At 70.8% G+C, this 24,942-nt stretch carries 23 protein-coding genes and 1 riboswitch; of the genes, 13 read left to right on the forward strand and 10 right to left on the reverse strand.

Annotated elements, in window-relative coordinates; all coding sequences use genetic code 11:
- Positions 1–10: 10 nt before the first annotated feature.
- Entirely contained in the window at positions 11–568 is a 558-nt protein-coding gene (locus Sco07f_RS04580; RefSeq protein WP_007448702.1) for a hypothetical protein, read from the reverse strand.
- Positions 569–640: 72 nt separating this feature from the next.
- Here Sco07f_RS04580 and Sco07f_RS39700 point away from each other — a divergent pair, with 72 nt between their 5' ends.
- Positions 641–778 carry a hypothetical protein gene (locus Sco07f_RS39700; protein ID WP_159106923.1) on the forward strand — a complete coding sequence of 46 codons (138 nt, stop codon included), beginning with the start codon at positions 641–643 and terminating at the stop codon, positions 776–778.
- 183 nt (positions 779–961) lie between these two features.
- Here Sco07f_RS39700 and nadA read toward each other — a convergent pair whose 3' ends face one another.
- Entirely contained in the window at positions 962–2,146 is a 1,185-nt protein-coding gene (gene nadA, locus Sco07f_RS04585) for a quinolinate synthase NadA (RefSeq protein WP_007448701.1), read from the reverse strand.
- Between the two features lie 360 nt (positions 2,147–2,506).
- Here nadA and Sco07f_RS04590 point away from each other — a divergent pair, with 360 nt between their 5' ends.
- Positions 2,507–2,863, forward strand: coding sequence for a HesB/IscA family protein (locus tag Sco07f_RS04590; protein WP_007448690.1), 357 nt, complete (start codon positions 2,507–2,509; stop codon positions 2,861–2,863).
- 117 nt (positions 2,864–2,980) lie between these two features.
- Here Sco07f_RS04590 and Sco07f_RS04595 read toward each other — a convergent pair whose 3' ends face one another.
- Positions 2,981–4,543 (reverse strand): hypothetical protein, encoded by a 1,563-nt coding sequence (locus tag Sco07f_RS04595; protein WP_108987011.1) that lies wholly within the window; start codon positions 4,541–4,543, stop codon positions 2,981–2,983.
- A gap of 153 nt (positions 4,544–4,696) precedes the next feature.
- Positions 4,697–4,906: a hypothetical protein gene (locus Sco07f_RS04600; protein ID WP_007448786.1), complete on the reverse strand. Its 210-nt coding sequence runs from the start codon at positions 4,904–4,906 to the stop codon at positions 4,697–4,699.
- 132 nt (positions 4,907–5,038) lie between these two features.
- On the opposite strand from Sco07f_RS04600, the gene Sco07f_RS04605 reads away from it, so the two are divergent.
- On the forward strand, positions 5,039–6,013 hold the full coding sequence (locus tag Sco07f_RS04605) for a carbohydrate kinase family protein (RefSeq protein ID WP_007448776.1): 975 nt from the start codon (positions 5,039–5,041) through the stop codon (positions 6,011–6,013).
- Between the two features lie 96 nt (positions 6,014–6,109).
- On the opposite strand, the gene Sco07f_RS04610 is transcribed toward Sco07f_RS04605, so the two are convergent.
- A complete protein-coding gene (locus tag Sco07f_RS04610) occupies positions 6,110–7,492 on the reverse strand; it encodes a cysteine desulfurase/sulfurtransferase TusA family protein (protein WP_108987012.1) in 1,383 nt (460 codons plus the stop codon).
- A gap of 327 nt (positions 7,493–7,819) precedes the next feature.
- Here Sco07f_RS04610 and ctaC point away from each other — a divergent pair, with 327 nt between their 5' ends.
- From ctaC to Sco07f_RS04630, 4 genes are all read left to right on the forward strand, one after another.
- Positions 7,820–8,779 (forward strand): aa3-type cytochrome oxidase subunit II, encoded by a 960-nt coding sequence (gene ctaC, locus Sco07f_RS04615; protein WP_108987013.1) that lies wholly within the window; start codon positions 7,820–7,822, stop codon positions 8,777–8,779.
- Positions 8,776–10,512: an aa3-type cytochrome oxidase subunit I gene (gene ctaD, locus Sco07f_RS04620; protein WP_108987014.1), complete on the forward strand. Its 1,737-nt coding sequence runs from the start codon at positions 8,776–8,778 to the stop codon at positions 10,510–10,512. The genes ctaC and ctaD overlap by 4 nt, the downstream gene beginning before the upstream one ends.
- Positions 10,509–10,907 (forward strand): cytochrome c oxidase subunit 4, encoded by a 399-nt coding sequence (locus tag Sco07f_RS04625; protein ID WP_108987015.1) that lies wholly within the window; start codon positions 10,509–10,511, stop codon positions 10,905–10,907. Before ctaD ends, Sco07f_RS04625 begins: the two co-directional genes overlap by 4 nt.
- A 130-nt stretch (positions 10,908–11,037) precedes the next feature.
- Positions 11,038–12,315, forward strand: coding sequence for a L,D-transpeptidase (locus Sco07f_RS04630; RefSeq protein ID WP_108987016.1), 1,278 nt, complete (start codon positions 11,038–11,040; stop codon positions 12,313–12,315).
- 106 nt (positions 12,316–12,421) lie between these two features.
- On the opposite strand, the gene Sco07f_RS04635 is transcribed toward Sco07f_RS04630, so the two are convergent.
- Positions 12,422–12,823, reverse strand: coding sequence for a response regulator (locus Sco07f_RS04635; protein WP_108987017.1), 402 nt, complete (start codon positions 12,821–12,823; stop codon positions 12,422–12,424).
- A 209-nt stretch (positions 12,824–13,032) separates the two neighbouring features.
- On the opposite strand from Sco07f_RS04635, the gene ctaE reads away from it, so the two are divergent.
- From ctaE to Sco07f_RS04665, 6 genes are all read left to right on the forward strand, one after another.
- Positions 13,033–13,653, forward strand: coding sequence for an aa3-type cytochrome oxidase subunit III (gene ctaE, locus Sco07f_RS04640; protein ID WP_108987018.1), 621 nt, complete (start codon positions 13,033–13,035; stop codon positions 13,651–13,653).
- Positions 13,654–13,718: 65 nt separating this feature from the next.
- Positions 13,719–14,528, forward strand: a complete 810-nt coding sequence (gene qcrC, locus Sco07f_RS04645; RefSeq protein ID WP_108987019.1) for a cytochrome bc1 complex diheme cytochrome c subunit — start codon at positions 13,719–13,721, stop codon at positions 14,526–14,528.
- Complete coding sequence (gene qcrA / locus Sco07f_RS04650) at positions 14,525–15,580, forward strand: cytochrome bc1 complex Rieske iron-sulfur subunit (RefSeq protein WP_108987020.1); 1,056 nt, start codon at positions 14,525–14,527, stop codon at positions 15,578–15,580. The genes qcrC and qcrA overlap by 4 nt, the downstream gene beginning before the upstream one ends.
- The gene (gene qcrB / locus Sco07f_RS04655; RefSeq protein WP_007448762.1) at positions 15,577–17,214 is read left to right on the forward strand and encodes a cytochrome bc1 complex cytochrome b subunit; all 1,638 of its coding nucleotides are present in this window, start codon (positions 15,577–15,579) and stop codon (positions 17,212–17,214) included. Before qcrA ends, qcrB begins: the two co-directional genes overlap by 4 nt.
- 142 nt (positions 17,215–17,356) lie before the next feature.
- On the forward strand, positions 17,357–18,421 hold the full coding sequence (gene trpD / locus Sco07f_RS04660; RefSeq protein WP_007448760.1) for an anthranilate phosphoribosyltransferase: 1,065 nt from the start codon (positions 17,357–17,359) through the stop codon (positions 18,419–18,421).
- A 77-nt stretch (positions 18,422–18,498) separates the two neighbouring features.
- A riboswitch (SAM riboswitch) is annotated at positions 18,499–18,615 on the forward strand.
- Positions 18,616–18,761: 146 nt separating this feature from the next.
- Positions 18,762–20,189 carry an aminotransferase class V-fold PLP-dependent enzyme gene (locus tag Sco07f_RS04665; RefSeq protein WP_108987021.1) on the forward strand — a complete coding sequence of 476 codons (1,428 nt, stop codon included), beginning with the start codon at positions 18,762–18,764 and terminating at the stop codon, positions 20,187–20,189.
- Here the strand turns inward: Sco07f_RS04665 and Sco07f_RS04670 are convergent.
- From Sco07f_RS04670 to Sco07f_RS04685, 4 genes are all read right to left on the reverse strand, one after another.
- Positions 20,084–21,364 carry a glycerate kinase gene (locus tag Sco07f_RS04670; RefSeq protein ID WP_108987022.1) on the reverse strand — a complete coding sequence of 427 codons (1,281 nt, stop codon included), beginning with the start codon at positions 21,362–21,364 and terminating at the stop codon, positions 20,084–20,086. The two genes, Sco07f_RS04665 and Sco07f_RS04670, sit on opposite strands and share 106 nt — an antisense overlap.
- A 10-nt stretch (positions 21,365–21,374) precedes the next feature.
- A complete protein-coding gene (locus tag Sco07f_RS04675; protein ID WP_167468010.1) occupies positions 21,375–22,790 on the reverse strand; it encodes an SLC13 family permease in 1,416 nt (471 codons plus the stop codon).
- 84 nt (positions 22,791–22,874) lie between these two features.
- Positions 22,875–23,537 (reverse strand): response regulator transcription factor, encoded by a 663-nt coding sequence (locus tag Sco07f_RS04680; protein ID WP_054103333.1) that lies wholly within the window; start codon positions 23,535–23,537, stop codon positions 22,875–22,877.
- Positions 23,534–24,898, reverse strand: a complete 1,365-nt coding sequence (locus Sco07f_RS04685; protein ID WP_108987091.1) for a sensor histidine kinase — start codon at positions 24,896–24,898, stop codon at positions 23,534–23,536. The genes Sco07f_RS04680 and Sco07f_RS04685 overlap by 4 nt, the downstream gene beginning before the upstream one ends.
- Positions 24,899–24,942: the final 44 nt, after the last annotated feature.

Raw genomic sequence — 24,942 nt, forward strand, 5'->3', positions numbered from 1 at the left:
GGGGCGGCGGTCAGTGCGGGGCCATCACCAGGTCGCCGATCGTCCGCAGGCCCACCTGGGCCGCCAGCCAGGGGGCACGCTCGGCCTCGAACTGCTTGACGTGCACGAACACCGTGTGGTCGGTGGCCGGCTCCTCGAGGTCCAGGTCGTGGAGGTTGAGGCACAGCGTCACGAACGCGCCTCCGGAGCCGCCGACCCCCAGGCCCGCTTCGGGTGCCTCCGGCCAGCCGGCGAAGTCCCACCGCACCGCCGCGGCGGCGCCGCCCGTGGCCGTGACGAGCGGACCGGCGAGGACCGGCGGGAGCGCCCAGCCCTGGAGCCGCACGGGGAGATGGGCGAAGGGGTCGTCGTCCGTGGCCGACGAGCCGTCCCGGTCGCCCTCGGCCCACCAGTCCGGGTCCGGGAGCAGGTCCAACAGGGCGGTCAGGGTGGGTGCCGAGGAAACCGTCGCCTCGAAGTCCACCTCGAGCTCACTCGTGTCGGCGATGGCCAGCAACCGCTGCACGACGTGCAGGGCGGCCCCGAGGTCGGCCGTTCTCAGGATGGGCCGGGCATACGAATTGGACATGGGGGCAGCGTTCCACGACCGGGGCCGCCGGCTCGGTCAAAGTGCCGGCGGCCGGTCCTACGATCGCGTCGCGTGAGCGAAAGTGAGCGGGCGCCATACAGTGCCGCCGCCTGGGGCATCGGCTGGGGCGTCTTCCTGGTGTCCGGCTTCGCGGCCTCGGTGCTGCTGAGCAACGCCTGGCACGACTGCGACACAGGGCGCTGCTCCTGACCACTGCCGGCGCAGCGGTGCTGCTGTGGCCGTTGATGGCCCTCTGGCACGCGCCCGACGGCTATCCGGTCACCTTCTGCCCGCCGGACAACGTGCCCCGGCGGTGGCCCGCATGGCTTCCGGTGTGAGACCGCCCGGCCACCGGAGTGGTGGCCGGGCCGGGTCCACGCGCGCGGTGACCGGTTACGGCAGCGCCAGCATCCGCTCCAGGGCCAGCTTCGCGAACGCCTCGGTCTCCTTGTCGACCTCGATGCGGTTGACCAGGGTGCCCTCGGCCAGGGACTCCAGGGCCCAGACCAGGTGCGGGAGGTCGATGCGGTTCATGGTCGAGCAGAAGCAGACCGTCTTGTCGAGGAAGACGATCTCCTTGTCCTCGGCGGCGAAACGGTTCGCCAGGCGGCGGACCAGGTTCAGCTCGGTGCCGATGGCCCACTTGGAGCCGGCCGGGGCCGCCTCCAGGGCCTTGATGATGTACTCGGTCGAGCCGACGTAGTCCGCGGCGGCGACGACCTCGTGCTTGCACTCGGGGTGCACCAGGACGTTCACGCCCGGTATGCGCTCGCGGACGTCGTTGACCGAGTCGAGGCTGAAGCGGCCGTGCACCGAGCAGTGACCCCGCCACAGGATCATCTTCGCGTCGCGCAGTTCCTCCGCCGTCAGCCCGCCGTTCGGCCGGTGCGGGTTGTAGACGACGCAGTCCTCCAGCGACATGCCCAGGTCCCGCACCGCGGTGTTGCGGCCGAGGTGCTGGTCGGGCAGGAAGAGGACCTTCTCGCCCTGCTCGAAGGCCCAGTTCAGGGCCCGCTCGGCGTTGGAGGAGGTGCAGATGGTGCCGCCGTGCTTGCCGGTGAACGCCTTGATGTCCGCCGACGAGTTCATGTACGACACGGGCACCACCTGCTCGGCGATCCCGGCCTCGGTCAGCACGTCCCAGCACTCGGCGACCTGCTCGGCGGTGGCCATGTCCGCCATGGAGCAGCCGGCCGCCAGGTCGGGCAGGACGACCTTCTGGTCGTCCGAGGTCAGGATGTCGGCCGACTCCGCCATGAAGTGCACACCGCAGAAGACGATGTACTCGGCCTCCGGGCGCGCCGCCGCGTCCTTGGCCAGCTTGAAGGAGTCGCCCGTGACGTCGGCGAACTGGATGACCTCGTCGCGCTGGTAGTGGTGACCGAGCACGAAGACCTTGTCGCCGAGCTTCTCCTTGGCCGCGCGGGCGCGCGCGACCAGGTCCGGGTCGGAGGGCGAGGGCAGATCGCCGGGGCACTCCACACCGCGCTCGCTCCTCGGGTCGGCCTCACGGCCGAGCAGCAGCAGGGCGAGGGGCGTCGGCTGAACGTCGAGCTCCTGGGCTTGGGCGGTGGTCACGACACGCACCCTTTCTACTTTGCGTCGACCCTTTTTCGTCGAACTGACGCTATATATCATAACCGGTTCACGTCACTTTGACGATGGCCATAGTGTCCGTGTGACGTGAATCCCGGTGGCATCCCGGTGGCATCCCGGTGGCATCCCGGTGGCATCCCGGTGGTCCGGCCCGTTCGGCCGCGGCCGCGGCCCGGGCCGGCTGTCCGCGGTCGTCGTCCACAGCCCCTGACCGCCGGCGGGGGCGTGTGCGAGCATGGGAGGCACCGAGGGCAAAGACTCGGTCCCGCCCGGAATGAATCCGCGGCTCCGTCGGTTGAATCCGTCGGCAAGCAGTCTCCGTACAACCCGGGAGAGATGTAGATGTCCGTATCGGACGAGACCACTACCGTCACCGACGGCATCGTCCTGACCGACGCCGCCGCGTCCAAGGTCAAGGCCCTGCTCGACCAGGAAGGCCGCGACGACCTGGCCCTGCGCGTCGCCGTCCAGCCCGGCGGCTGCTCCGGCCTGCGTTACCAGCTCTTCTTCGACGAGCGCTCGCTCGACGGCGACGTGGTGAAGGACTTCGGCGGCGTCAAGGTCACCACCGACCGCATGAGCGCCCCCTACCTCGGCGGCGCCACCATCGACTTCGTGGACACGATCGAGAAGCAGGGCTTCACGATCGACAACCCGAACGCGACGGGCTCCTGCGCCTGCGGCGACTCCTTCAGCTGACCGCCGGCAGGCCGAGCCGCGCGGGCGCCGCGCGGCGGCCGTGTGCGCGACAAGGGCGGTGGCCCGGGATTCGTCCCCGGACCACCGCCCTTCGCTCTGCCGGGGACGCCGTGGGTGTCACCGGCCCCCGGACGGAGCCGGCAGCCGTGCGCCCGGCTTGTGCGCCGGGACGTCCCGGCCGTCCGAGCCGACGACCGTCCGGTCGCCGAGCGGCTTGTCGAGCCGCACCGTGCGCTCGTACTCCTTGGCGATCAGGATGCAGACCTTGTCCGGGTGCGGGGTCTCGGTCACCGTGACGGTCACCTTCCCGTCGCTCTCCTTCGCCTTCGCGTCGTAGTCGGAGCACACCCCGCCCGTGAAGTGCACGGTCAGCTCGCCGTCGGCGGCCGTGTAACCGCTCACCCTTACGTCACGAGGCTCCCCGGGCTTCGCGGTCCGCCCGTCGGACGGAGCGGGGGAGGCAGGGGAGGAGGGGGAGGCGGGCGAGGCCGGGGCCGCCGTCGTCAGGTACTTCGGGTCGACCGCCGGGTACGTGACCGTGACGGCGTCGTCCGCGCCCGGCGCCCGCACCTCGAACAGCCAGGACGGCACCAGCGTCTGCCGCCCCCGCACCGGATGCGCGGCCAGCCCGAACACCGCGTCCTCGACGGTGGCGACCTGCTTCTTCCCCGCCCCGGACTGCTCCGGCTCGCCGGTCGGCGGCGCGCAGGGCAGGTCCGCCCCGTCCTGATGCGGTACGGGACTCGCACAGCCGCCGATGCCACCCGCGTCCCCGGCCCCGGTACCGGCGCCCGGCGCGTTCAGCAGCGCGAGCGTCTTCCCGGCGTCCAGGACGGGGTACGTGTCCCCCTTGACCGGCACCTTCACCTGGCCGCTGCCGCCGACCACCTCGCCCTGCGCGCTGACGACCACCCCGGTCGTCCAGCCGTACGTGGGCAGCCCGCCCACCTCCGGTTCCGCGTTCACCGCCCGCCGGGCGCCCATGACCTGGCTCGCGTCCAGCTTGGCGTCGTCCTGGCCCAGCGCCTTCAGCACCGGCGCCGCCGCCTTCTTCGCGGCCGCCTCGTCCACCGGGTTCCCGTCGGCGGACGGCACCTTGCACTCGGGCCCCTTCTTGCAGTTGTCCGTGCGGGGCGTGTAGCGGTGGAAGGACCAGGTGCCCGGCGCCTGCCGGTCCACCGTGAGCAGCGGCCCGGAACCGTCCTGCGCGTTGCCCACCTTCCAGGCCCCGCCCTGGACCCGGGGCGCGCTCTCCAGCCCCAGTGCCTCCGCCAGTCGCGCCACCTCGGCCTCGGTGACGTCGCCCTTCGCCCGGTACACCGGCGCCGAGCCGGGTCCCTCGGGGAGCGGCCCGTCGGCGCGGTAGGTGACGCCGTACGGGTTGGGCTCGCCGGGCGCGATGCCGTTCGAGCCGCCCTCGGACGCCCCGCCGTGGTCGTCGAGGGGGAGGGGCGGAGGAGTGTCGCCGCCCGGAGCCGGGTCCGCCCCGGACGCCGTACCGCCGTCCGTGTCGTCCCCGGCGGCGGACGTGGCCAGGTAGGCGCCGCCGCCACCCATGAGCAGCACGGCGGCGGCGACCGACGCGATCCCGGCCGCCCGGGGGCGGCGCCGCGCGGGACGCCCGGTGCCGGCCTCGTCGGCGGCGACGGCGTCGTCGTTGTCGGGTCGCTCGGTGTTCACCGCATCGCTCCTTCAGCTGCTACTGGGGACAGCGATGGGACGTGGTGGGCCGGGATCCGGTTCCCGACGACGCCACACGCCACCCGAACGGCCCCCGGAAGCACCCGAACGCCTCCGAGCCACCCGAACAGCCCCCGAGCCGTCGGGCGGCGCTCAGTCGCCGTAGTCCGACATCGCCTCCAGCAGCCGGGCCGAGGCCGGCGGCACCCGGACGCCGTGCATCAGGGCGAGCGGCACCGGTCGCGTCGCGGCGCCGGCCGGTGCCGACCAGCGCGGGGCCATCCGGGCGCAGTCGCCGCGCAGCGACGCCAGGTCGCCGTCCAGGTCGGCCGGGGCGGGGTCGGCGGTCCTCAGGTTCGTCATAACAGAACCGTAGGCACGCCCCGCACCGCGAAGAAAGTTGTACTACCGGGTAGTTTCGCCTGCTTCAGCCTGGCGGCGCCGCCGGGTAGCGTGAACCGTCAACCCGCCTCCCCTCAGGAGAGAGTCCACGCCGTGCGCATCGCAGTCACCGGCTCCATCGCCACCGACCACCTCATGACCTTTCCCGGTCGTTTCGCCGACCAGCTCGTCGCGGACCAGCTGCACACGGTCTCGCTCTCCTTCCTGGTCGACCAGCTGGACGTACGCCGGGGCGGCGTAGCCGCGAACATCGCCTTCGGCATGGGGCAGCTCGGCACCCGGCCGATCCTGGTCGGCGCGGCCGGCTCGGACTTCGACGAGTACCGCGCCTGGCTGGACCGGCACGGCGTCGACACCGGCTCGGTCCGCATCTCCGAGACCCTGCACACCGCGCGCTTCGTCTGCACCACCGACGCCGACCACAACCAGATCGGCTCCTTCTACACCGGCGCGATGAGCGAGGCCCGCCTCATCGAGCTGAAGACCGTCGCCGACCGCGTGGGCGGCCTCGACCTGGTCTCCATCGGCGCGGACGACCCGGAGGCGATGCTCCGGCACACCGAGGAGTGCCGGACCCGGTCCATCCCCTTCGCCGCCGACTTCTCCCAGCAGATCGCCCGGATGAACGGCGACGAGATCCGCATACTGCTGGACGGGGCGACCTACCTCTTCTCCAACGAGTACGAGAAGGGGCTCATCGAGACCAAGACCGGCTGGACGGACGAGGAGATCCTCGGCCGCGTCGGCCACCGCGTCACCACCCTCGGCGCGCGGGGCGTGCGCATCGAGCGGGCCGGCGAGGCGACCATCGAGGTCGGCGTCCCCGACGAGGAGCGCAAGGCCGACCCCACGGGCGTGGGCGACGCCTTCCGCGCGGGGTTCCTGTCGGGACTGGCGTGGGGGGTCCCGCTCGAGCGGGCCGCGCAGGTCGGGTGCATGCTGGCGACGCTCGTCATCGAGACGGTGGGGACGCAGGAGTACCAGCTGCGGCGCGGGCACTTCATGGAGCGGTTCACGAAGGCGTACGGGGACGAGGCCGCGGGGGAGGTCCAGGCGCACCTGGGCTGAACGCGGGGGCGACTATTCGTCTGCCTCGCGAGGAGCGCTGTCGTGTGCGGGTGCGTGGGGGGCTGGTGGCGCAGTTCCCCGCGCCCCTGAGGTTGCTTACCTGATCCGGCGGACCAGGTAAGCCGTTCCCTTTTCCGCCGGTTCCTCGCCCACGTACTCCTGGCCCCGCATCTCGCACCACGCCGGGATGTCCAGGCGGGCCGCCTCGTCGTCGGAAAGGACGCGGACGGTGCCGCCGACGGGGACGTCGCCGATGACCTTGGCCAGTTCGATCACCGGAATGGGGCAGCGCCGGCCCAGCGCGTCCACGACGAGGTCGGGGCCGGCCGCGCGGACGGTCTCCGTCGCGGCCGGCGCCCCCAGCTTCTCGCGCACCGCGGCCACCGTGCCCGGCAGCACCTCCAGGAACCGCTCGACGTCTTCCGCCGCCGTCCCCGGCGGCAGCGAGACCCGGACGTTGCCCTCGCTGAGGACGCCCATCGCCCTCAGGACGTGGCTCGGCGTCAGCGTGCTGCTCGTGCAGGACGATCCGGACGACACGGAGAAACCGGCACGGTCCAGCTCGTGCAGCAAAGTCTCCCCGTCGACATAGAGACACGAGAAGGTGACCACCCCGGGCAGCCGGCGCGCCGGATCGCCGACCACCTCCACGTCCGGCACCAGGGCCGGCACCCGGGCCCGGATCCGCTCCGTCAGCTCCCGCAGCCGGGCCGCCTCCGCCGCCGCCTCGGCCCGCACCGCCCGCAGCGACGCCGCCGCGGCCACGATCGCCGGCAGGTTCTCGAAACCGGGCGCCCGCCCCGACTCCCGCTCGTCCCCGGGCCCTTGCGGTGCGAACCGGACACCCTTGCGCACGGCGAGCAGCCCCACCCCCGAGGGGCCGCCCCACTTGTGGGCGCTGCCCGCGAGCAACGACCAGCCGCCCTCGACCCGCCCCCAGGCCAGCGACTGGGCCGCGTCCACCAGCAGCGGCACACCCGCCGCCCGGCAGACCTCCGCCACCTCCGTCACCGGCTGCTCGGTGCCCACCTCGTGGTTGGCCGACTGGAGACACGCCAGCGCCGTGCCCTCACGCAGGGCGGCCGCGTACGCCGCCGGATCCACCGCGCCCGTCCGGTCCACGCCCACCTGCGTGAGACTCCCGCCGTCCGCCTCGTGCACCTCGGCCGCATGCAGGACGGAGGAGTGTTCGACGGCTGACACGATCAGGTGGCGTCCGACGCGCCGCCGCCCGGCCAGCGCCCCCGCCACCCCTGAATGCACCGCACGCGTCCCCGAAGGAGTGAACACCAACTCGTCCGGCCGACACCCCACGCACTCGGCCGCCGCCTCCCGAGCGGCATCCAGCAACAACCGCGCCCGCCGCCCTTCCCGATAGAGCCGGGCAGGATCGGCCCACCCCTCGTCAAGAGACGCCAACAGCGCCTGCCGGGCAACGGGATGAAGGGGAGCAGCGGAAGCAGCATCGAAGTAGGCCACACGGCAACGCTATGACGCGGGGCGGAGAAGCGCCGCCAAGGGGCGCGGGGCTGTGACATGTGCGGCTCCGCCGCGCGGGCGCGAACAGCCACGACGCACCGTCAGCCGCCGAACAACCCCTGCTCCCGTCCCCGTAGGCGCCCCCATCCCACCCTTAAAGAGTGACCCCCGGCGCGTATGCCACCCTCCCCGCGACCCCCCGGAGGGCGTCGGCTAGGGTTTGGTCCGCATAAACATCAAACCCCTGCCCGACGCAGGGCGGCGACCGACCAGCGAGAAGGCAGGCCGCAGCCAACCGCGCGGGCGAGACTCTCGGGAAGGCGCTACGTGAGTCCCAACGGCTCCGACCGCTCGCCGCGGCGCCCGATGCGGCGGAAGCTGCTGCAGGCACTGACCGCGGGCCTGGTCCTGGCGACCGCCACCGGTTGCACATACGAGGACTTCCCCCGCCTCGGTATGCCCACCCCAACCACGGAAGAGGCTCCGCGGATCCTCTCCCTGTGGCAGGGCTCCTGGGCTGCCGCGCTGGCCACCGGCGTGCTGGTGTGGGGCCTGATCCTGTGGAGTGTCTTCTTCCACCGGCGCAGCCGCACCAAGGTCGAGGTCCCTCCGCAGACCAGGTACAACCTGCCCATCGAGGCGCTGTACACCATGGTTCCGCTCGTCATCGTCTCGGTGTTGTTCTACTTCACCGCTCGTGACGAGTCCGATCTCATGAGCCTCAACAAGAAGCCCGACCTCACGGTCAACGTGGTCGGCTTCCAGTGGAGCTGGTGCTTCAACCACATCGAGGACGTCCCGGGCTCCACCGGCGACGCCAAGACCTCCAAGGAACTGGCCGCCATCCCGGACCGGTTCGTCGAGGACTTCCCGGCCAACGCCGGCGGTGTCTACGACTGCGGTACCCCCGGTACACGGAACCCGCAGACCAACAACCCGGGCCCGACCCTCTGGCTCCCCAAGGGCAAGACGGTCCGCTTCGTCCTGACCTCGCGTGACGTCATCCACTCCTTCTGGGTGGTGCCGTTCCTCATGAAGCAGGACGTGATTCCGGGCCACACCAACGCCTTCGAGGTCACCCCCAACAAGGAGGGGACCTTCATGGGCAAGTGCGCCGAGCTGTGCGGCGTGGACCACTCCCGGATGCTGTTCAACGTCAAGGTCGTCTCCCCGGAGCGCTACGAGCAGCACCTCCAGGACCTCGCGAAGAAGGGGCAGACCGGTTACGTTCCCGCGGGCATCGCTCAGACGAACCCCGAGAAGAACCGGGAGACGAACAACCTGTGAGCATCCTCAACCAACCCCAGGGTGCCTCGGCAGCGGAGGGCTCGTACGAGAACGAGCTGCCGGTACGGCGCAAGCAGCCCGGCAACGTCGTGGTCAAGTGGCTCACGACCACTGACCACAAGACGATCGGCACGATGTACCTGGTGACGTCGTTCGCGTTCTTCGTGATCGGCGGCGTGATGGCGCTGGTCATGCGCGCCGAGCTGGCCCGGCCGGGTCTGCAGATCGTGTCGAACGAGCAGTTCAACCAGGCGTTCACGATGCACGGCACGATCATGCTGCTGATGTTCGCGACGCCGCTGTTCGCGGGCTTCGCGAACTGGATCATGCCGCTGCAGATCGGCGCGCCGGACGTGGCGTTCCCGCGGCTGAACATGTTCGCCTACTGGCTGTACCTGTTCGGCTCGTCCATCGCGGTGGGCGGGTTCCTGACCCCGCAGGGCGCGGCCGACTTCGGCTGGTTCGCGTACTCGCCGCTGTCGGACGCGGTGCGTTCGCCGGGTATCGGTGCCGACATGTGGATCATGGGTCTGGCCTTCTCCGGCTTCGGCACCATCCTCGGCGCGGTCAACTTCATCACCACGATCATCTGCATGCGTGCGCCGGGCATGACCATGTTCCGCATGCCGATCTTCACCTGGAACGTGCTGCTGACCGGTGTGCTGGTCCTGCTGGCCTTCCCGGTGCTGGCCGCGGCCCTGTTCGCGCTGGAGGCCGACCGGAAGTTCGGTGCCCACATCTTCGACGCGGCCAACGGCGGCGCGTTGTTGTGGCAGCACCTTTTCTGGTTCTTCGGGCATCCAGAGGTGTACATCATCGCGCTGCCGTTCTTCGGCATCGTCAGTGAGATCATCCCGGTCTTCTCCCGCAAGCCGATCTTCGGCTACATGGGTCTGATCGGCGCGACGATCGCGATCGCGGGTCTGTCGGTGACGGTGTGGGCGCACCACATGTACGTCACGGGCGGCGTGCTGCTGCCGTTCTTCTCCTTCATGACCTTCCTGATCGCGGTCCCGACCGGTGTGAAGTTCTTCAACTGGATCGGCACCATGTGGAAGGGCTCGCTGTCCTTCGAAACACCGATGCTGTGGTCCACCGGCTTCCTGATCACCTTCCTCTTCGGCGGGCTGACCGGTGTCATCCTGGCCTCGCCGCCGCTGGACTTCCACGTCTCGGACTCGTACTTCGTGGTGGCGCACTTCCACTACGTGGTGTTCGGCACCGTGGTGTTCGCGATGTTCGCCGGCTTCCACTTCTGGTGGCCGAAGTTCACCGGCAAGATGCTCGACGAGCGCCTCGGCAAGATCACCTTCTGGACGCTGTTCGTCGGCTTCCACGGCACCTTCCTCGTCCAGCACTGGCTGGGCGCCGAGGGCATGCCGCGCCGCTACGCCGATTACCTGGCGGCCGACGGCTTCACCGCCCTGAACACGATCTCGACGATCAGCTCGTTCCTGCTCGGCATGTCGCTGCTGCCGTTCTTCTACAACGTCTGGAAGACGGCCAAGTACGGCAAGAAGGTCGAGGTGGACGACCCGTGGGGCTACGGCCGTTCGCTGGAGTGGGCCACCTCGTGTCCGCCGCCGCGGCACAACTTCCTCACGCTGCCGCGCATCCGCAGTGAATCCCCCGCCTTCGACCTGCACCACCCCGAGATCTCCGCGCTGGACCAGCTGGAGAACGTCGGTCACGGTGAGAAGGCCCTCACTGGCGGCAAGGAGGCCGGGAAGTGAAGATCCAGGGCAAGATGTTCATCTGGTTGAGCATCTTCATCCTCGCCGTGGCGATCGTCTACGGCTACTGGTCCAGGGAGCCGGCCGGTACCACGGCCCTCTTCCTGGCCTTCGGCCTGTCCATCATGATCGGCTTCTACCTCGCCTTCACGGCGCGGCGGGTCGACGCGGGCGCGCAGGACAACACCGAGGCGGACGTCGCGGACGAGGCCGGCGAGGTCGGGTTCTTCAGCCCCCACAGCTGGCAGCCGCTGGCGCTCGCCATCGGCGGCGCCTTCGCCTTCCTGGGCATCGCCCTCGGCTGGTGGCTGATGTACTTCTCGGCCCCGATCCTGCTGATCGGCCTGTTCGGCTGGGTCTTCGAGTACTACCGCGGTGAGAACCGCACCCAGTAGCACGCGCCGGGCCCGAAGGGGCCCGGACACTCCGCCAGGGGTGTCCGGGCCCCTTCGTCTGTCGTACCGCCGCTCACTCGTCCGGCTTATCCACCGTGCCGTTGTTGACGTCTCTCCTTAGCGTGAGCCCATGAGCAACACGGTTCACTTCCAGGCGCGGGGGCGTACGGTCGTCGGCTGCACCCTGCTGGTGATCGCCCTCGGCGCGAGCGTCACCGCCTGCAGCGGCGACGCCGACGACCCGCTGTCGGCCACCCCCTACGACGCGGCCGGCCAGATCTCCTTCAACGGCCCCACGGACGCCGGGAAGAAGGCCGACCCGGACAAACCCCTGGAGGTGGTCGCCGAGGGCGCCGACGGGCGCATCACGGACGTCACAGCCGTGGACGCGACCGGACGCCACGTCGCGGGGGAGCTGTCCGCCGACGGCGCCCGCTGGCACAGCACCTCGCCCCTGGCCGCCAACGCCAGCTACACGGTGCGCGTCAGCACCGAGGACGGCGACGGGGCGCCGGGCCGCAAGGTGCTCACCTTCGAGACCGGGAAGCCCGGCGCCAAGAAGGCCCTGGACGTCGTCTTCGGGCCCAAGGCGGGCGCGTACGGCGTCGGCCAGCCCATCACGGCGGAACTCAGCCAGCCGGTCAAGGACCCGGCCCAGCGGGCCATGGTGGAGCGCGCCCTGAAGGTGGACTCCACGCCCGCGGTGAAGGGCGCCTGGTACTGGGTGGACGACAAGAAGCTCCACTACCGGCCCGAGGACTACTGGCCCGCCCACGCCACCATCGAGGTCCGCAGCACCCTCGACGGCATCAAGATCGGCGACCGGATGTGGGGCGGCAAGGCCAAGCCCCTGAAGATCACCACGGACGACCGCGTCGTGGCGGTCACCGACGCCGCCGCGCACACGCTGACGCTCTACAAGGACGGCGAAGAGGTCCGGCAGATGCCGGTCACCTCCGGCAAGCCCGGCTTCGAGACCCGCAACGGGGTCAAGGTCGTCCTCGGCAAGGAATCCTTCGTACGCATGCGCAGCAGCACCGTCGGCATCGCCGAGGGCTCCTCGGAGTCGTACGACCTGCCGGTCTACTGGGCCACCCGCGTGACCTGGAGCGGCGAGTACGTGCACGCCGCCCCCTGGTCCGTCGGCTCCCAGGGCGTCGCCAACGTCAGCCACGGCTGCGTCGGCATGAGCACCGACAACGCGGAGTGGTTCTTCAACGCGGTCCAGGAGGGCGACGTCGTCGAGGTCGTCAACTCGGACGGCGAAACGATGGAGCCCTTCGGCAACGGCTTCGGCGACTGGAACATGGACTGGACCAAGTGGCGCACGGGCAGCGCCCTGACGAGCGGCACGGGCAACACGTCCGGTACGGCCGAGCAAGCCCGTCTGCGACCGGAGAGCGCATGAAGGCGCCCTCGGGGGAGCGCCGACAGGGGCGCGGGGAACTGCGCGAACAACCACGATGGCGCCGCACCCGCCAGAACCACCCGCAGCCCCGAGCCAGAAGGCGCCCCTAAACCCCCTGCAGCCTCTTCTCCCGCAGCAGCGCGGCCAGCGCCCCCGCGAACTCCACCGGCTCCACCGGCAGCGTCACGGCGGCCTCCGCGCGGCTCCAGGTCGCCAGCCAGGCGTCCTGCGGCCGCGCGATGAGCACCAGCACCGGCGGGCACTGGAAGACCTCGTCCTTGATCTGGCGGCACATGCCCATGCCACCCATGGGCACGGCCTCGCCGTCCAGGACACAGACGTCGATCCCGCCCTTGTCCAGCTCCTTGAGCACGGCGGCCGGGGTCGCGCACTCCACGAACTCGACCACGGGCACGTCCGGAGCCGGCCGGCGGCCGGTCGCGAGCCGCACCTGTTCGCGGGTGTTGGAGTCGTCGCTGTAGACCAGCACCGTGGCGGTCGCCTGCATGCTTCCTCCGATACGCGGTGAGACCGGTGAAGGCTGTCGTAGCCCGTTGGGGCGGATGCTACTCCCTCGAACGTCCCGTCAGCACTGGTTCGGACAGGCCTTCGACAGGCCTCCGACGGGCCGTTCGATGGGCCATCCGGGCCGTACAAGCAGGGGGAACACACCGAACGGCACCCCCCGGGGTGAGGGCGGGATAAGCGACCGACATAATGTCGGTCGTGGCGACAGCAACGACAGTAGAAACCGGGCACGCGCACCCGTCGGTCAACCGGCCGAACCTCACCAGCGTCGGAACCATCATCTGGTTGAGTTCCGAGCTGATGTTCTTCGCGGCCCTCTTCGCGATGTACTTCACCCTGCGATCGGTGACCGGCCCGGACTTCTGGTCCGGGAAGGCCGACGCGTTGAACGTTCCGTTCTCCGCGACGAACACCACGGTCCTGGTGCTCTCCTCCCTCACCTGCCAGCTCGGCGTGTTCGCGGCCGAGCGCGGGGATGTGAAGAAGCTCCGGATGTGGTTCATCGTCACCTTCGTGATGGGTGCCATCTTCATCGGCGGCCAGGTGTTCGAGTACACCGAGCTGGTCAAGGAGGAAGGGATCTCCCTGTCTTCCGACGCGTACGGCTCGGCGTTCTACCTGACCACCGGCTTCCACGGACTGCACGTGACGGGCGGACTGATCGCCTTCCTGCTGGTCCTCGGCCGCACCTACGCGGCCCGGAGGTTCACCCACGAGCAGGCGACCGCCGCCATCGTCGTGTCCTACTACTGGCACTTCGTCGATGTGGTCTGGATCGGCCTGTTCGCCACGATCTACCTGATCCAGTAGTCGCGGCACGCACCCGCCCAACACCAGAAGCATCGACGCAGAAGATCCTGACACCGGGGTAATCCGTGAAAAAGCTCTCCGCACGACGACGCCACCCGCTGGCGGCACTCGTCGTCCTACTCCTCGCGCTGGCATTCACCGGGGGGCTGTACGCCGTGTTCGCGCCCGCGAGCAAGGCGCAGGCCGATCAAACCGCCCAGTCCCTCGCCATCGACGAGGGCAAGAAGCTTTACGCCGTCGGCTGTGCCAGTTGCCACGGCACCGGAGGTCAGGGCACCACCGACGGCCCGAGCCTGGTCGGCGTGGGGGCCGCGGCCGTCGACTTCCAGGTGGGCACCGGCCGTATGCCGGCCCAGCAGCCCGGCGCGCAGATCCCGAAGAAGAAGGTCATCTACTCCCAGGCGGAGATCGACCAGCTCGCGGCCTACATCGCGTCGCTGGGCGCCGGTCCGGCCATCCCCTCGGCGGAGAAGTACGGCCCCGAGGGCGCGGACATCGCCAAGGGCGGTGAGCTGTTCCGCACCAACTGCGCGCAGTGCCACAACTTCACCGGCAAGGGTGGCGCCCTGACGTACGGCAAGTACGCGCCGAGCCTCGAGGGTGTCGACCCGAAGCACATCTACGAGGCCATGCAGACCGGCCCGCAGAACATGCCCTCCTTCCCCGACACCACGCTGTCGGAGCAGAACAAGAAGGACATCATCGCCTACCTGGACGCGGTCAACAGCGACGACACCGTGAACCCGGGCGGTCTGTCGCTCGGTGGCCTCGGGCCGGTCAGCGAGGGCCTGTTCGGCTGGATCTTCGGCCTCGGTCTCTGCATCGCCGTCGCCGTCTGGGTCGCCGCTCGGACCGCAAAGGCCAAGAAGTCATGAGTAGTCAAGACATTCCAGAAGAGACCCTGCCGGCTGAGCGGGGCGGCACGCACGTGCCGAAGCCCGCGGACGACAAGAACCCGTTCGCGGACCCGGGGCTGCCGCCCCACGAGCACCGGATCCAGGACATCGACGAGCGGGCCGCCAAGCGGTCCGAGCGCACGGTCGCCCTGCTGTTCACGGTGTCCATGCTGGCCACCATCGGCTTCATCGCCTCGTTCGTCGCGATCCCGCAGGACAAGTCGATCTACGTCTTCCCGATCGGGCACATCAGCGCGATGAACTTCGCGCTGGGCCTGACGCTGGGCGTGGCGCTGTTCACCATCGGCGCGGGCGCCGTCCACTGGGCGCGCACCCTGATGTCCGACGAGGAGGTCGCCGACGAGCGCCACCCGATCGAGGCGTCGCCCGAGACCCGTGCGAAGGTCCACGCGGACTTCAAGCAGGGCGCCAAGGAGTCGGTGATCGGCCGGCGCAAGCTGATCCGCAACACGATGCTGGGCGCGCTCACGCTGATGCCGCTGTCCGGTGTCTTCCTGCTGCGCGACCTCGGCCCGCTGCCCGGGACGAAGCTCCGCCACACCCTGTGGTCCAAGGGCAAGCTGCTCGTCAACATGAACACCAACGAGCCGATGCGTCCGTCGGACATCGGGGTCGGTTCCCTCACCTTCGCCAAGCCTGAGGGCCTGGAGGAGCACGACGAGGGATTCCAGAACGAGATCGCCAAGGCGGCCCTGATGATCATCCGGCTGGAGCCGGACTCCATCAAGGACAAGCAAGAGCTCGAGTGGTCGCACGAGGGCATCGTGGCGTACTCGAAGATCTGCACCCACGTCGGTTGCCCGATCTCGCTGTACGAGCAGCAGACGCACCACGCGCTCTGCCCCTGCCACCAGTCCACCTTCGACCTTGCCGACGGCGCCCGGGTCATCTTCGGTCCCGCCGGTCACCCGCTGCCGCAGCTGCGCATCGGTGTGAACGACGAGGGGTATCTCGAGGCGCTCAGCGACTTCGACGAGCCCGTCGGTCCTGCATTCTGGGAGCGCGGATGAGTACTGCAGCCAACGACGCACCCCGCTCTCGCGGGAAGGCACCGGCCGGCGAACGTGTCGCCGACTGGGCCGACGGCCGGCTGGGGATCTACTCCCTGGCCAAGGCCAACATGCGCAAGATCTTCCCCGACCACTGGTCGTTCATGCTGGGTGAGGTCTGCCTCTACAGCTTCATCATCATCATCCTCACGGGTGTGTACCTGACGCTGTTCTTCCACCCGTCGATGAACGAGGTCACGTACCACGGCTCGTACGTCCCCATGCAGGGACAGCTGATGAGCGAGGCGTACAAGTCGACGCTCGACATCAGCTTCGACGTGCGCGGCGGTCTGCTGATCCGGCAGATCCACCACTGGGCCGCGATCATCTTCCTCGCCGGCATGTTCGTGCACATGATGCGCGTCTTCTTCACCGGCGCGTTCCGCAAGCCGCGTGAGATCAACTGGCTGTTCGGCTTCCTGCTGTTCGTCCTCGGCATGTTCACCGGTTTCACCGGTTACTCGCTCCCGGACGACCTGCTCTCCGGCACCGGTGTCCGCTTCACCCAGGGCGCGATCCTGTCGATGCCGATCGTCGGCACCTACATCTCGATGTTCCTGTTCGGCGGGGAGTTCCCCGGGACCGACTTCGTCGCCCGGTTCTACTCGATCCACATCCTGCTGCTGCCGGGCATCATGCTCGGGCTCGTGGTCGGCCACCTGATCCTGGTCTTCTACCACAAGCACACGCAGTTCGCGGGGCCCGGCAAGACCAACAAGAACGTCGTGGGCATGCCGCTGCTGCCGGTGTACATGGCGAAGGCGGGCGGCTTCTTCTTCCTGGTCTTCGGTGTCATCGCGGCGATCGCCGGCATCGTGTCGGTCAACCCGATCTGGGCCATCGGCCCCTACCGTCCGGACCAGGTGTCGACCGGCGCCCAGCCCGACTGGTACATGGGCTTCGCCGAGGGTCTGGTCCGTGCCATGCCGGGCTGGGAGATCAACTTCTGGGGTCACACACTGGTCCTAGGTGTGCTCATCCCACTGGTGATCTTCGGTGTCTTCCTGGCGCTGATCGCCGTCTACCCGTTCATCGAGTCGTGGGTGACCGGGGACAAGCGCGAGCACCACATCCTGGACCGGCCGCGCAACGCCCCGACCCGTACGGCCTTCGGCGTCGCCTGGGTCACCGCGTACATGATCATGCTGATCGGTGGTGGCAACGACATCGTCGCCACGCACTTCCACCTGTCGATCAACGCGGTCACCTGGTTCGTGCGGATCGGGTTCTTCCTCGGTCCGGTCCTCGCGTTCATCGTCACCAAGCGGATCTGCCTCGGCCTCCAGCGCCGGGACAAGGAGAAGGTGCTGCACGGCCGCGAGTCGGGCATCATCAAGCGCCTGCCGCACGGTGAGTTCATCGAGGTCCACGAGCCGCTCAGCCAGGAGCAGCTGCACACGCTCACGGCGCACGAGCAGTACGAGCCGGCCGAGATCGGCCCCACGGTCGACGAGAACGGCGTCGAGCGCAAGGTGAAGGGCAGCGAGAAGCTCCGCGCCAAGCTCAGCGGCGCCTACTTCGGCGAGGAGTCGCAGATTCCGAAGCCGACCGTCGAGGAGTACAAGGAGATCACGAGCGGCCACGGCCACCACTGACCCTCCAGCGTCGCCACACCACGATCGAAGGGCCCCGTCCGTTCCGCGGACGGGGCCCTTCGACCGTGTCCGGGCTGGATAGGGTGGAAGCGCGATCCACCGTCCACCACTTCTCACGACACACACGATTCAGGAGCGGCTCATGAGCGCTGTGACCCCCGCTGGAGGCGACACCGCGGCGGGCCGCTCCTGGCCCGCCCTGCTGAACGGACTGCTGGACGGCCGCGACCTGTCCGCGGACGAGACCGCCTGGGCGCTGGACGTCATCATGCGCGGCGAGGCGACCGACGCGCAGATCGCCGCCTTCGCGGTGGCCCTCAGGTCCAAGGGGGAGACCGTAGAGGAGATCTCCGGTCTGGTCCGCACGATGTACGACCACGCCAAGGTGATCGAGGTGCCGGGGGAGACCGTCGACATCGTCGGCACCGGCGGCGACGGCGCCAAGACGGTCAACATCTCCACCATGTCGGCGATCGTCGTGGCCGGTACGGGGGCGAAGGTCGTCAAGCACGGCAGCCGTGCCGCCTCCTCCGCGTCCGGGGCCTCCGACGTCCTGGAGAAGCTCGGGGTCAATCTGGAGCTGACGCCGAAGCGGGTGGCGGAGGTCGCCGAGGAGGCCGGCATCACCTTCTGCTTCGCGGTGAAGTTCCACCCGGCCCTGCGCCACGTGGCGACGGCCCGCGGCCAGCTCGGCATCCGCACGGTGTTCAACTTCCTGGGCCCGCTGACCAACCCCGCCCGGGTGAGGGCCCAGGCGATCGGGGTCGCCGACGCCCGGATGGCGCCGATCATCGCCGGTGTCTTCGCCGAGCGCGGCCACTCCTCCCTGGTCTTCCGCGGCGACGACGGCCTCGACGAGCTGACCACGACCGCCACCTCCCGGGTCTGGGTCGTGCGGGACGGCCGGGTGACCGAGGAGTCCTTCGACCCGCGCGACGTCGGCCTCGAGCTGGTGCCGGTCGAGGCGCTGCGCGGCGCCGACGCCTCCTACAACGCCGATGTCGCCCGTCGCCTGCTGGCCGGCGAGACGGGTCCCGTACGGGACGCGGTGCTGCTGAACTCGGCGGCGGCCCTGGTGGCCCTGGCGCCGGGCGACGGGCCGCTGGCCGAGCAGCTGCGGGCCGGCATGGACCGGGCGGCCGAGGCGATCGACTCGGGCGCCGCCAAGCAGGTCCTCGACCGCTGGGTGGCCGCCAGCCACACCTGAGCAGTGCTGGTGACGTGCGTCCCGCGATCCGGACCCGGGTTGCGGGACGCCGATCACTTGCCATAAGTTTTTCGACAGGTCATGAGTGACAGTCATGAGGCCCCGGCCGACTGTCCGGCAACCCTCCGTCCGTGGCGGGGTGCCCCGGGTGAAGACCAGGTCGTGGACAGCAAGGTCCACGGCAAGCGCGGACCCCTCGCGGAACCAGGGGTCCTGGGTCGTCCGAGGGAGTCTCCCGTGAACCAGCGAATGCGATAGGGCCGCGAGCCCCGCCTCCGCACACCTTCTTTCTTCTTTTTCCCGGCGCGTCGTTCCGCGCCGGTTCTCACGGGAGTCCGTCATGTCCGCAGTCGCCCCTGCCTCCGCCACCGCCGTCGCCGCCCCGCTGCCCGTCCTCGGCCGGGACGTCACCGTGCCGCTCGTCACCGGTGGGGAGGTCACGTACGCCGCGCTCGACTACGCCGCCAGCGCGCCCGCGCTCCAGCGGGTGTGGGACGACGTGGCCGCGTACGCCCCCTACTACGGCAGTGTCCACCGCGGTGCCGGGTACCTGTCGCAGCTGTCGACCGACCTGTTCGAGAACGCCCGCGAGACCGTCGCCGGGTTCCTCGGCTGCCGGGACGACGACCAGGTCGTCTTCACCCGGTCCACCACCGACTCCCTCAACCTGCTCGCCGCCGCGCTGCCCGCCGGGAGCCGGGTCTTCGTCTTCGAGACCGAGCACCACGCCTCGCTGCTGCCCTGGCGTGAGGCCGACGTGACGTACCTGGACGCCCCGCGCACCCCCGCTCAGGCCGTCGAGACCCTGGAGCGGGCCCTGGCCGCCCGTGAGCCGTACGGGCCCGCCCTGGTCTGTGTGACCGGCGCCTCCAACGTCACCGGCGAGCTGTGGCCGGTGCGTGAACTGGCCGCCGCGGCGCACGCGCACGGTGCCCGGATCGTGCTGGACGCCGCCCAGCTCGCCCCGCACCACCCGGTCTCGGTGACCGACCTGGACGTGGACTGGGTCGCCTTCTCCGGGCACAAGCTGTACGCCCCCTTCGGCTCCGGTGTGCTGGCCGGGCGCGCCGACTGGCTGCGCGAGGCCGAGCCGTACCTCGCCGGCGGCGGCGCGAGCCGCAGGGTGAGCCGGCGTGCCGACGGCGGCGTGGACGTCGAGTGGCACGACAGCGCCGCCCGGCACGAGGCCGGCTCGCCCAACGTCATCGGCGCCTACGCCGTCGCCTCCGCCTGCAAGGCGCTCATGGAGGCCGGGTTCGACACGCTGGTCGCCCGCGAGGAGCACCTGATCCGGACGGTGCGGGAAGGCCTCGCGGACGTCCCCGAGGTGCGGATCCTCTCCCTCTTCGGCGACGACGCGCCGCGCGTCGGGGTGCTCTCCTTCGTCGTGGACGGCTGGAACAGCTCGCACTTCGCCGCGGCCCTCTCCGCCGAGTACGGCATCGGCGTGCGCGACGGCCTCTTCTGCGCCCACCCGCTGCTGCGCACCCTGCTCGGCAGCGACCCGCAGGCGCAGGGCGAGTGCGGCGCCCCCGAGGCGGCCCCCGGGGAGAAGTCCCTCAACGCCGTCCGGGTGAGCTTCGGCGCGGGCACCCCGGACGAGCACGTCGAGCGGTTCGTGAACGCCGTCAGGGACCTGGTGAGCGACGGCGCCCGGTGGAGCTACCGCACCGTGGACGGCCGGTGCGTGCCCGACACCGCCCCAGGCACCGCCCCAGGCACCGCCCCCGACACCGCCCCCGGCACCGCCCCGGCCGCCGGCGTCTGAGCGGCACGGGCCGCCGGGCCGGGCAGCCGCGACCCCAGCAGGATCATCCGCAGCGCCCGTTCCGTGGCGTCCGTGAGGAGTTCCGAGGCCCGCAGCAGCGCGTCCGCCAGGGCCATCGGCGCCGGCAGGATGCCGTGGCAGGCGTCCACCCCCGGCACCTCGTGCGCGCCCTCGCCGAGCGTGCCGGCCAGGGCGAGGACGGGCCGGCCGTGGAGCTTGGCGCGGCGGGCCACTTCGGCGGGGATCTTGCCGCGCGGCGTCTGGTGGTCCAGGGCACCCTCCGCGGTGAGGACCAGGTCGGCGCGGGCCAGCCGGGCGTCCAGGTCGAGGTGGTCGAGGAGCACGTCGAAGCGGGGCAGCAGCCGGGCCCCGACCGCCGCGAGACCCGCGCCGAGCCCGCCGGAGGCACCGGTGCCGGGGCCGTGGCGCAGGTCGGTACCGGTGACCCCGAGGTCGCGGACGACGACGCGCGCCCAGTTCTCCAGGCCGGCCGACAACTGCTCGACCTGCGCGGGCGTCGCCCCCTTCTGCGGCCCGAACACCCGGGCCACGCCGCGCTCTCCGCACAGCACGTTGAACGGGTTGCAGGCGACGAGCAGCTCGGTGTCCCTCAGCCGGGCGTCCAGGCCGGACGGGTCGACGCGGGCGAGGCGGCTCAGCTCCCTTCCGCCGTGCGGGAGTTCGTGGCCGTCCGCATCCAGGAGCCGGGCCCCGAGGGCCTGGAGCGCGCCGGCGCCCCCGTCCGACGTACCGGAGTCGCCGCAGCCCACGAGGACGCGTCGCACGCCGGTGTCGAGTGCGGCCCGGATCAGCTCGCCGACCCCGTACGTGGTCGTGGCGCCGGGGTCGCGCAGGGCACGCGGGACCAGGGACAGCCCCGCGACGGCCGCCATCTCCACCACCGCCGTGTCCCCGGCGCCGAGCAGCGCGAAGTGGGTGCCGACGGGCTCGCCGACCGGGCCGGTGGCGGCCAGCGCTACCAGCCGGCCGCCGGTCGCCGAGGCCAGCGCGACGGCCGTCCCCTCGCCGCCGTCCACCAGCGGGATCCGGTCGATCTCGGCATCGGGCAGGACCCGGCGGACGCCCGCCGCGATGGCGTCGGCGGCGGCCTGGGCGGACAGGGACTCCTTGAAGCCACTGGGGGCCACGACGACACGGTTCAGTACGGAGGGCATGCGAGCTCCTTCAACGGGTCACGGGTACGCCGAGCAGCGGCCAGACGGCGGCGGCGAAGAACAGCACGAGCGCGGCGGTCAGCGGCGCCAGGACGGCGGACAGCCGCAGCAGGTCGCGCGGGGTGTAGGTGGGGACGCCGGGGACGTCGGAGAAGAGCGTGACCGGCTTGGCGGAGGCCGGGAGCGTGTGGCAGAAGCCGGCCGCCGCAGTGGACGCGAGCGCGGCGGTGACCGGATTGACCCCGGCGCCCACGGCCGCGGCGACGACCAGCGGGACCAGGACCGAGGAGCGGGCCGAGCGGGACTGGAGCACCAGGTGGGCCGCCGTGCTCACCGCCACCACGGCCCCGAGGAAGACGGCAGGGCCGACGTGCCCGGGCAGTCCGGACACCAGCCACCGCGCGGCCCCGGAGTCGGCGAGCGCGACGCCCATCGCCATGGTCGCCGCCAAGAACAGCAGCAGCGACCACGGCACGGTCTTCAGCGCGTCCTTGAGCCCCACGGTGCCCAGGGCGGGGGAGGAGGCGACGACCGCGCCGATCAGTGCCACGACCGCGGGCGACACGTGGTGCAGCGGCTCGCTGCACCACAGGGCCACCACCGTGGCCAGGAGCAGCGCGCAGCGCTTCTCCGCCTGCGTCCACGGACCGGTGACCGGGCGGTCGCTGTGCCGCTGGATCTCCTCGGCGGTGATGTGGACGGGACCGGCGCGGTCCGCCCGCCGCGTGGTCGTCAGCAGGACCGCCTCGGCGGCGAGATGGGAGGAGGTCACGGCCAGCGGCAGGCCGAGCAGCAGCCACTGGGTGAAGCCGATCCGGTCCCCGGTCGCCTCCCACAGCACCGACACCGTGATCAGATGTGCGCCCGCACCGATCAGGGTCGCCACCGCCGACAGCAGAATCACGGTCGGGAAGAGCAGCGCCAGCATCACGACCAGTCGTTTCCGGTCCGCGAGGGCCTTGGCGAGGGCGAGGAACACGGGCAGCGCGAGCGCCGCCCGGCCGGAGGTGGCCGGCACTGCGAAGGCCGTGACGACGAGCGCGGCCGTCGTCAGGTGCGTCAACTGCCGTACGGTGCGCGCCCCGCCGACCAGGAAGGCGGCCGCCCGCCCCGCGAGCCCGGTCCGGGCCACCGCCGCCGCCAGCACGAACGCGCAGATCAGCAGCCACACCGTGGCGTCGCCCAGGGTGCCGAAGAGGGTGTCGCTGCTGATCACGCCGGTCGCCGTCAGCGCGAGTCCGGCGCCCAGCGCGATGTACGTGTCGTCGATCGGCGTACCGATCCAGGCGCAGGTGGCCAGCGCGAACACGGCGAGGGTGAGGCGCGCGTCACCGCCCAGGGCGGGGAAGTTGGCGGGGACCGCCAGCAGCGCGCACAGGGACAGCGCCGCACACAGGGCCGCCGCCAGGCGGAGGTTCAACGTCACGCCCTCGAGGGTTCTCCCGGGCGGTGAGTCCTCAATGAGCCCGACATGAAGGAAACTTCACACGAAAGCCGGTCATCCCGCCGTTCACCCCGGCAGCCGGTACCCCATGCCCCGCACCGTCTCCACCCGCTGCGCCCCCAGCTTCTTGCGCAGCGCCCGCACATAGACGTCCACGATGTTGGAGCCCGGGTCGAAGTCGTAGCCCCACACGTGGGACAGGATCTGCTCCCGCGACAGGACCTGCCCCGGATGCCGCAGGAACAGTTCGAGCAGCACGAACTCACGGGCCGTCAGGTCCACCGTCCGCTGTCCGGCACGGGCCCGGCGGGTGCGCAGGTCCAGGGAGAGGTCGCCGGACCGCAGCACCGTCACCTCGGGCGCCCTGGCCGCCGTACGCAGCCGCAGCCGCACCCGGGCGAGCAGTTCCTCGAAGCGGAACGGTTTGGTCATCCAGTCGTCGGCGCCGCCCTCCAGGCCGGCCACCGTGTCCCGTACGGAGTCCCTGGCGGTCAGCACGATCACCGGGGTCGTCACCCGGGACTCGCGCAGTTCGCGCAGGACCGTGAAGCCGTCCCGGCCGGGCAGCCCGATGTCCAGGACGACCAGGTCGAAACGGCCGGTGAGGGCGTACTCGTAGGCGGCGTCGCCGTCGGCGACCGCGGTGGTGGTGAAGCCGTTGGCGCGCAGGCCCTTCTCGACGAAGGAGGCGATGCGTTCCTCGTCCTCGACGATGAGGATGCGGTTCATGGTCGTGCCTCTTCCAGAGTGAGTACGAAGGTGACGCCGCCGCCCTCGGTGGGGCGCAGGCCGACCCGGCCGCCGTGGCCCTCGGCGATGGCCCGCACGATGGACAGCCCGAGCCCGGCGCCGGTGCCGCGCACCCCGCGTCGTGCGGTGCCGCGCCGGAACCGCTCGAAGATCACCTCGGTGTCCTGCGGCTGGACGCCGGGTCCCGAGTCGGCGACGTACAGCTCGATGCGCGGGCCGTCGGCGCGGGACCCCATGCGGATCCGCTGTCCCGCCGTGGTGTGCTGCACGGCGTTCTGCGCGAGCTGCACCATGGCCTGGGTGATGCGCTGGGGGTCGAGAAGGACCTCCCGGTCGGCGACCCCGTCCAGCACCCACTCCCGGTCGCCCAGGGTGCGGGCCTTGACGTAGACGTCGGCGGTGAGTTCGGCGAGCTGCACCGGCTCGGGGGTGACGAAGTCGGGGCGCTCGGCCTTGGCGAGCAGCAGCAGGTCCTCGACGATGCGGCTCATCCGGTCCAGTTCGTCGGTGACGAGGCGGACGGTCTCCTCGCGCTCCGCCGGATCGTCGCCCATCAGCTCCAGGTGGCCGCGCACGATGGTGATCGGGGTGCGCAGCTCGTGGCCCGCGTCGTCGACGAACCGGCGCTGGGTGGCGAAGGCGCGCTCCAGGCGGTCCAGCATCGCGTTGAAGGTCTCGGCGAGCGCCGCCACGTCGTCGTGGCCGTGCACCGGGATGCGCCGGGTCAGGTCCTGCTCGGTGAGCTGGGCCGCGGTCGTGCGCACCAGCCGCACCGGTTTCAGGATGCGGCCCGCCACCACCCAGGCGATGCCGGTCGTCATCAGCAGGGCGACGCCGGAGATGGCGAGCAGGACGCGGAACACCTCGTCGGCGCGGGCCTGTTCGCGCCCCGGGTGGAAGGCGACCACGAACGCGGCCGCCGGTTCGCCGCCGTAGCGGGCCACGGTGACCTTGGCCCAGCGGATCTCGCCCTCGGGCCGGTCCAGGGTGCCGGAGGAGTCGGGGGAGGCGTAGATGCGGCGCCGGGCGTCGGCGTCCTCGTGCAGCGGACGGTCGACCGGGATCTCCCGCTGCTGGATGATCTGCGTGGGCCTGCTGCCGACCTCGCCCACCAGACCGACCAGCTCCTCGTCCAGGTCGGCGTACTGCCGCTCCAGGAAGACCCGCAGCAGCCGTCCCGGGTCGGTGAACGGGCGGCCGGTCTCGGGGTCGAAGCCCTGTTCCTCGAAGTTGGCGAACTCGCCGGCCTCTTGGGCGAGCAGGCCGTTGATCCGCTGGTCCGTGTCGCGCAGCAGGATCGAGCGGGTGGTCGCCGCGACCGAGGCCAGCGCGACCGCCATCACGAGCAGCAGCCACAGCAGGATGCGGACCCGGGCCGAGACCC

This window comes from Streptomyces coelicoflavus, from assembly GCF_003112555.1.
In the GTDB taxonomy this organism is placed as follows: Bacteria; Actinomycetota; Actinomycetes; order Streptomycetales; family Streptomycetaceae; genus Streptomyces; species Streptomyces coelicoflavus.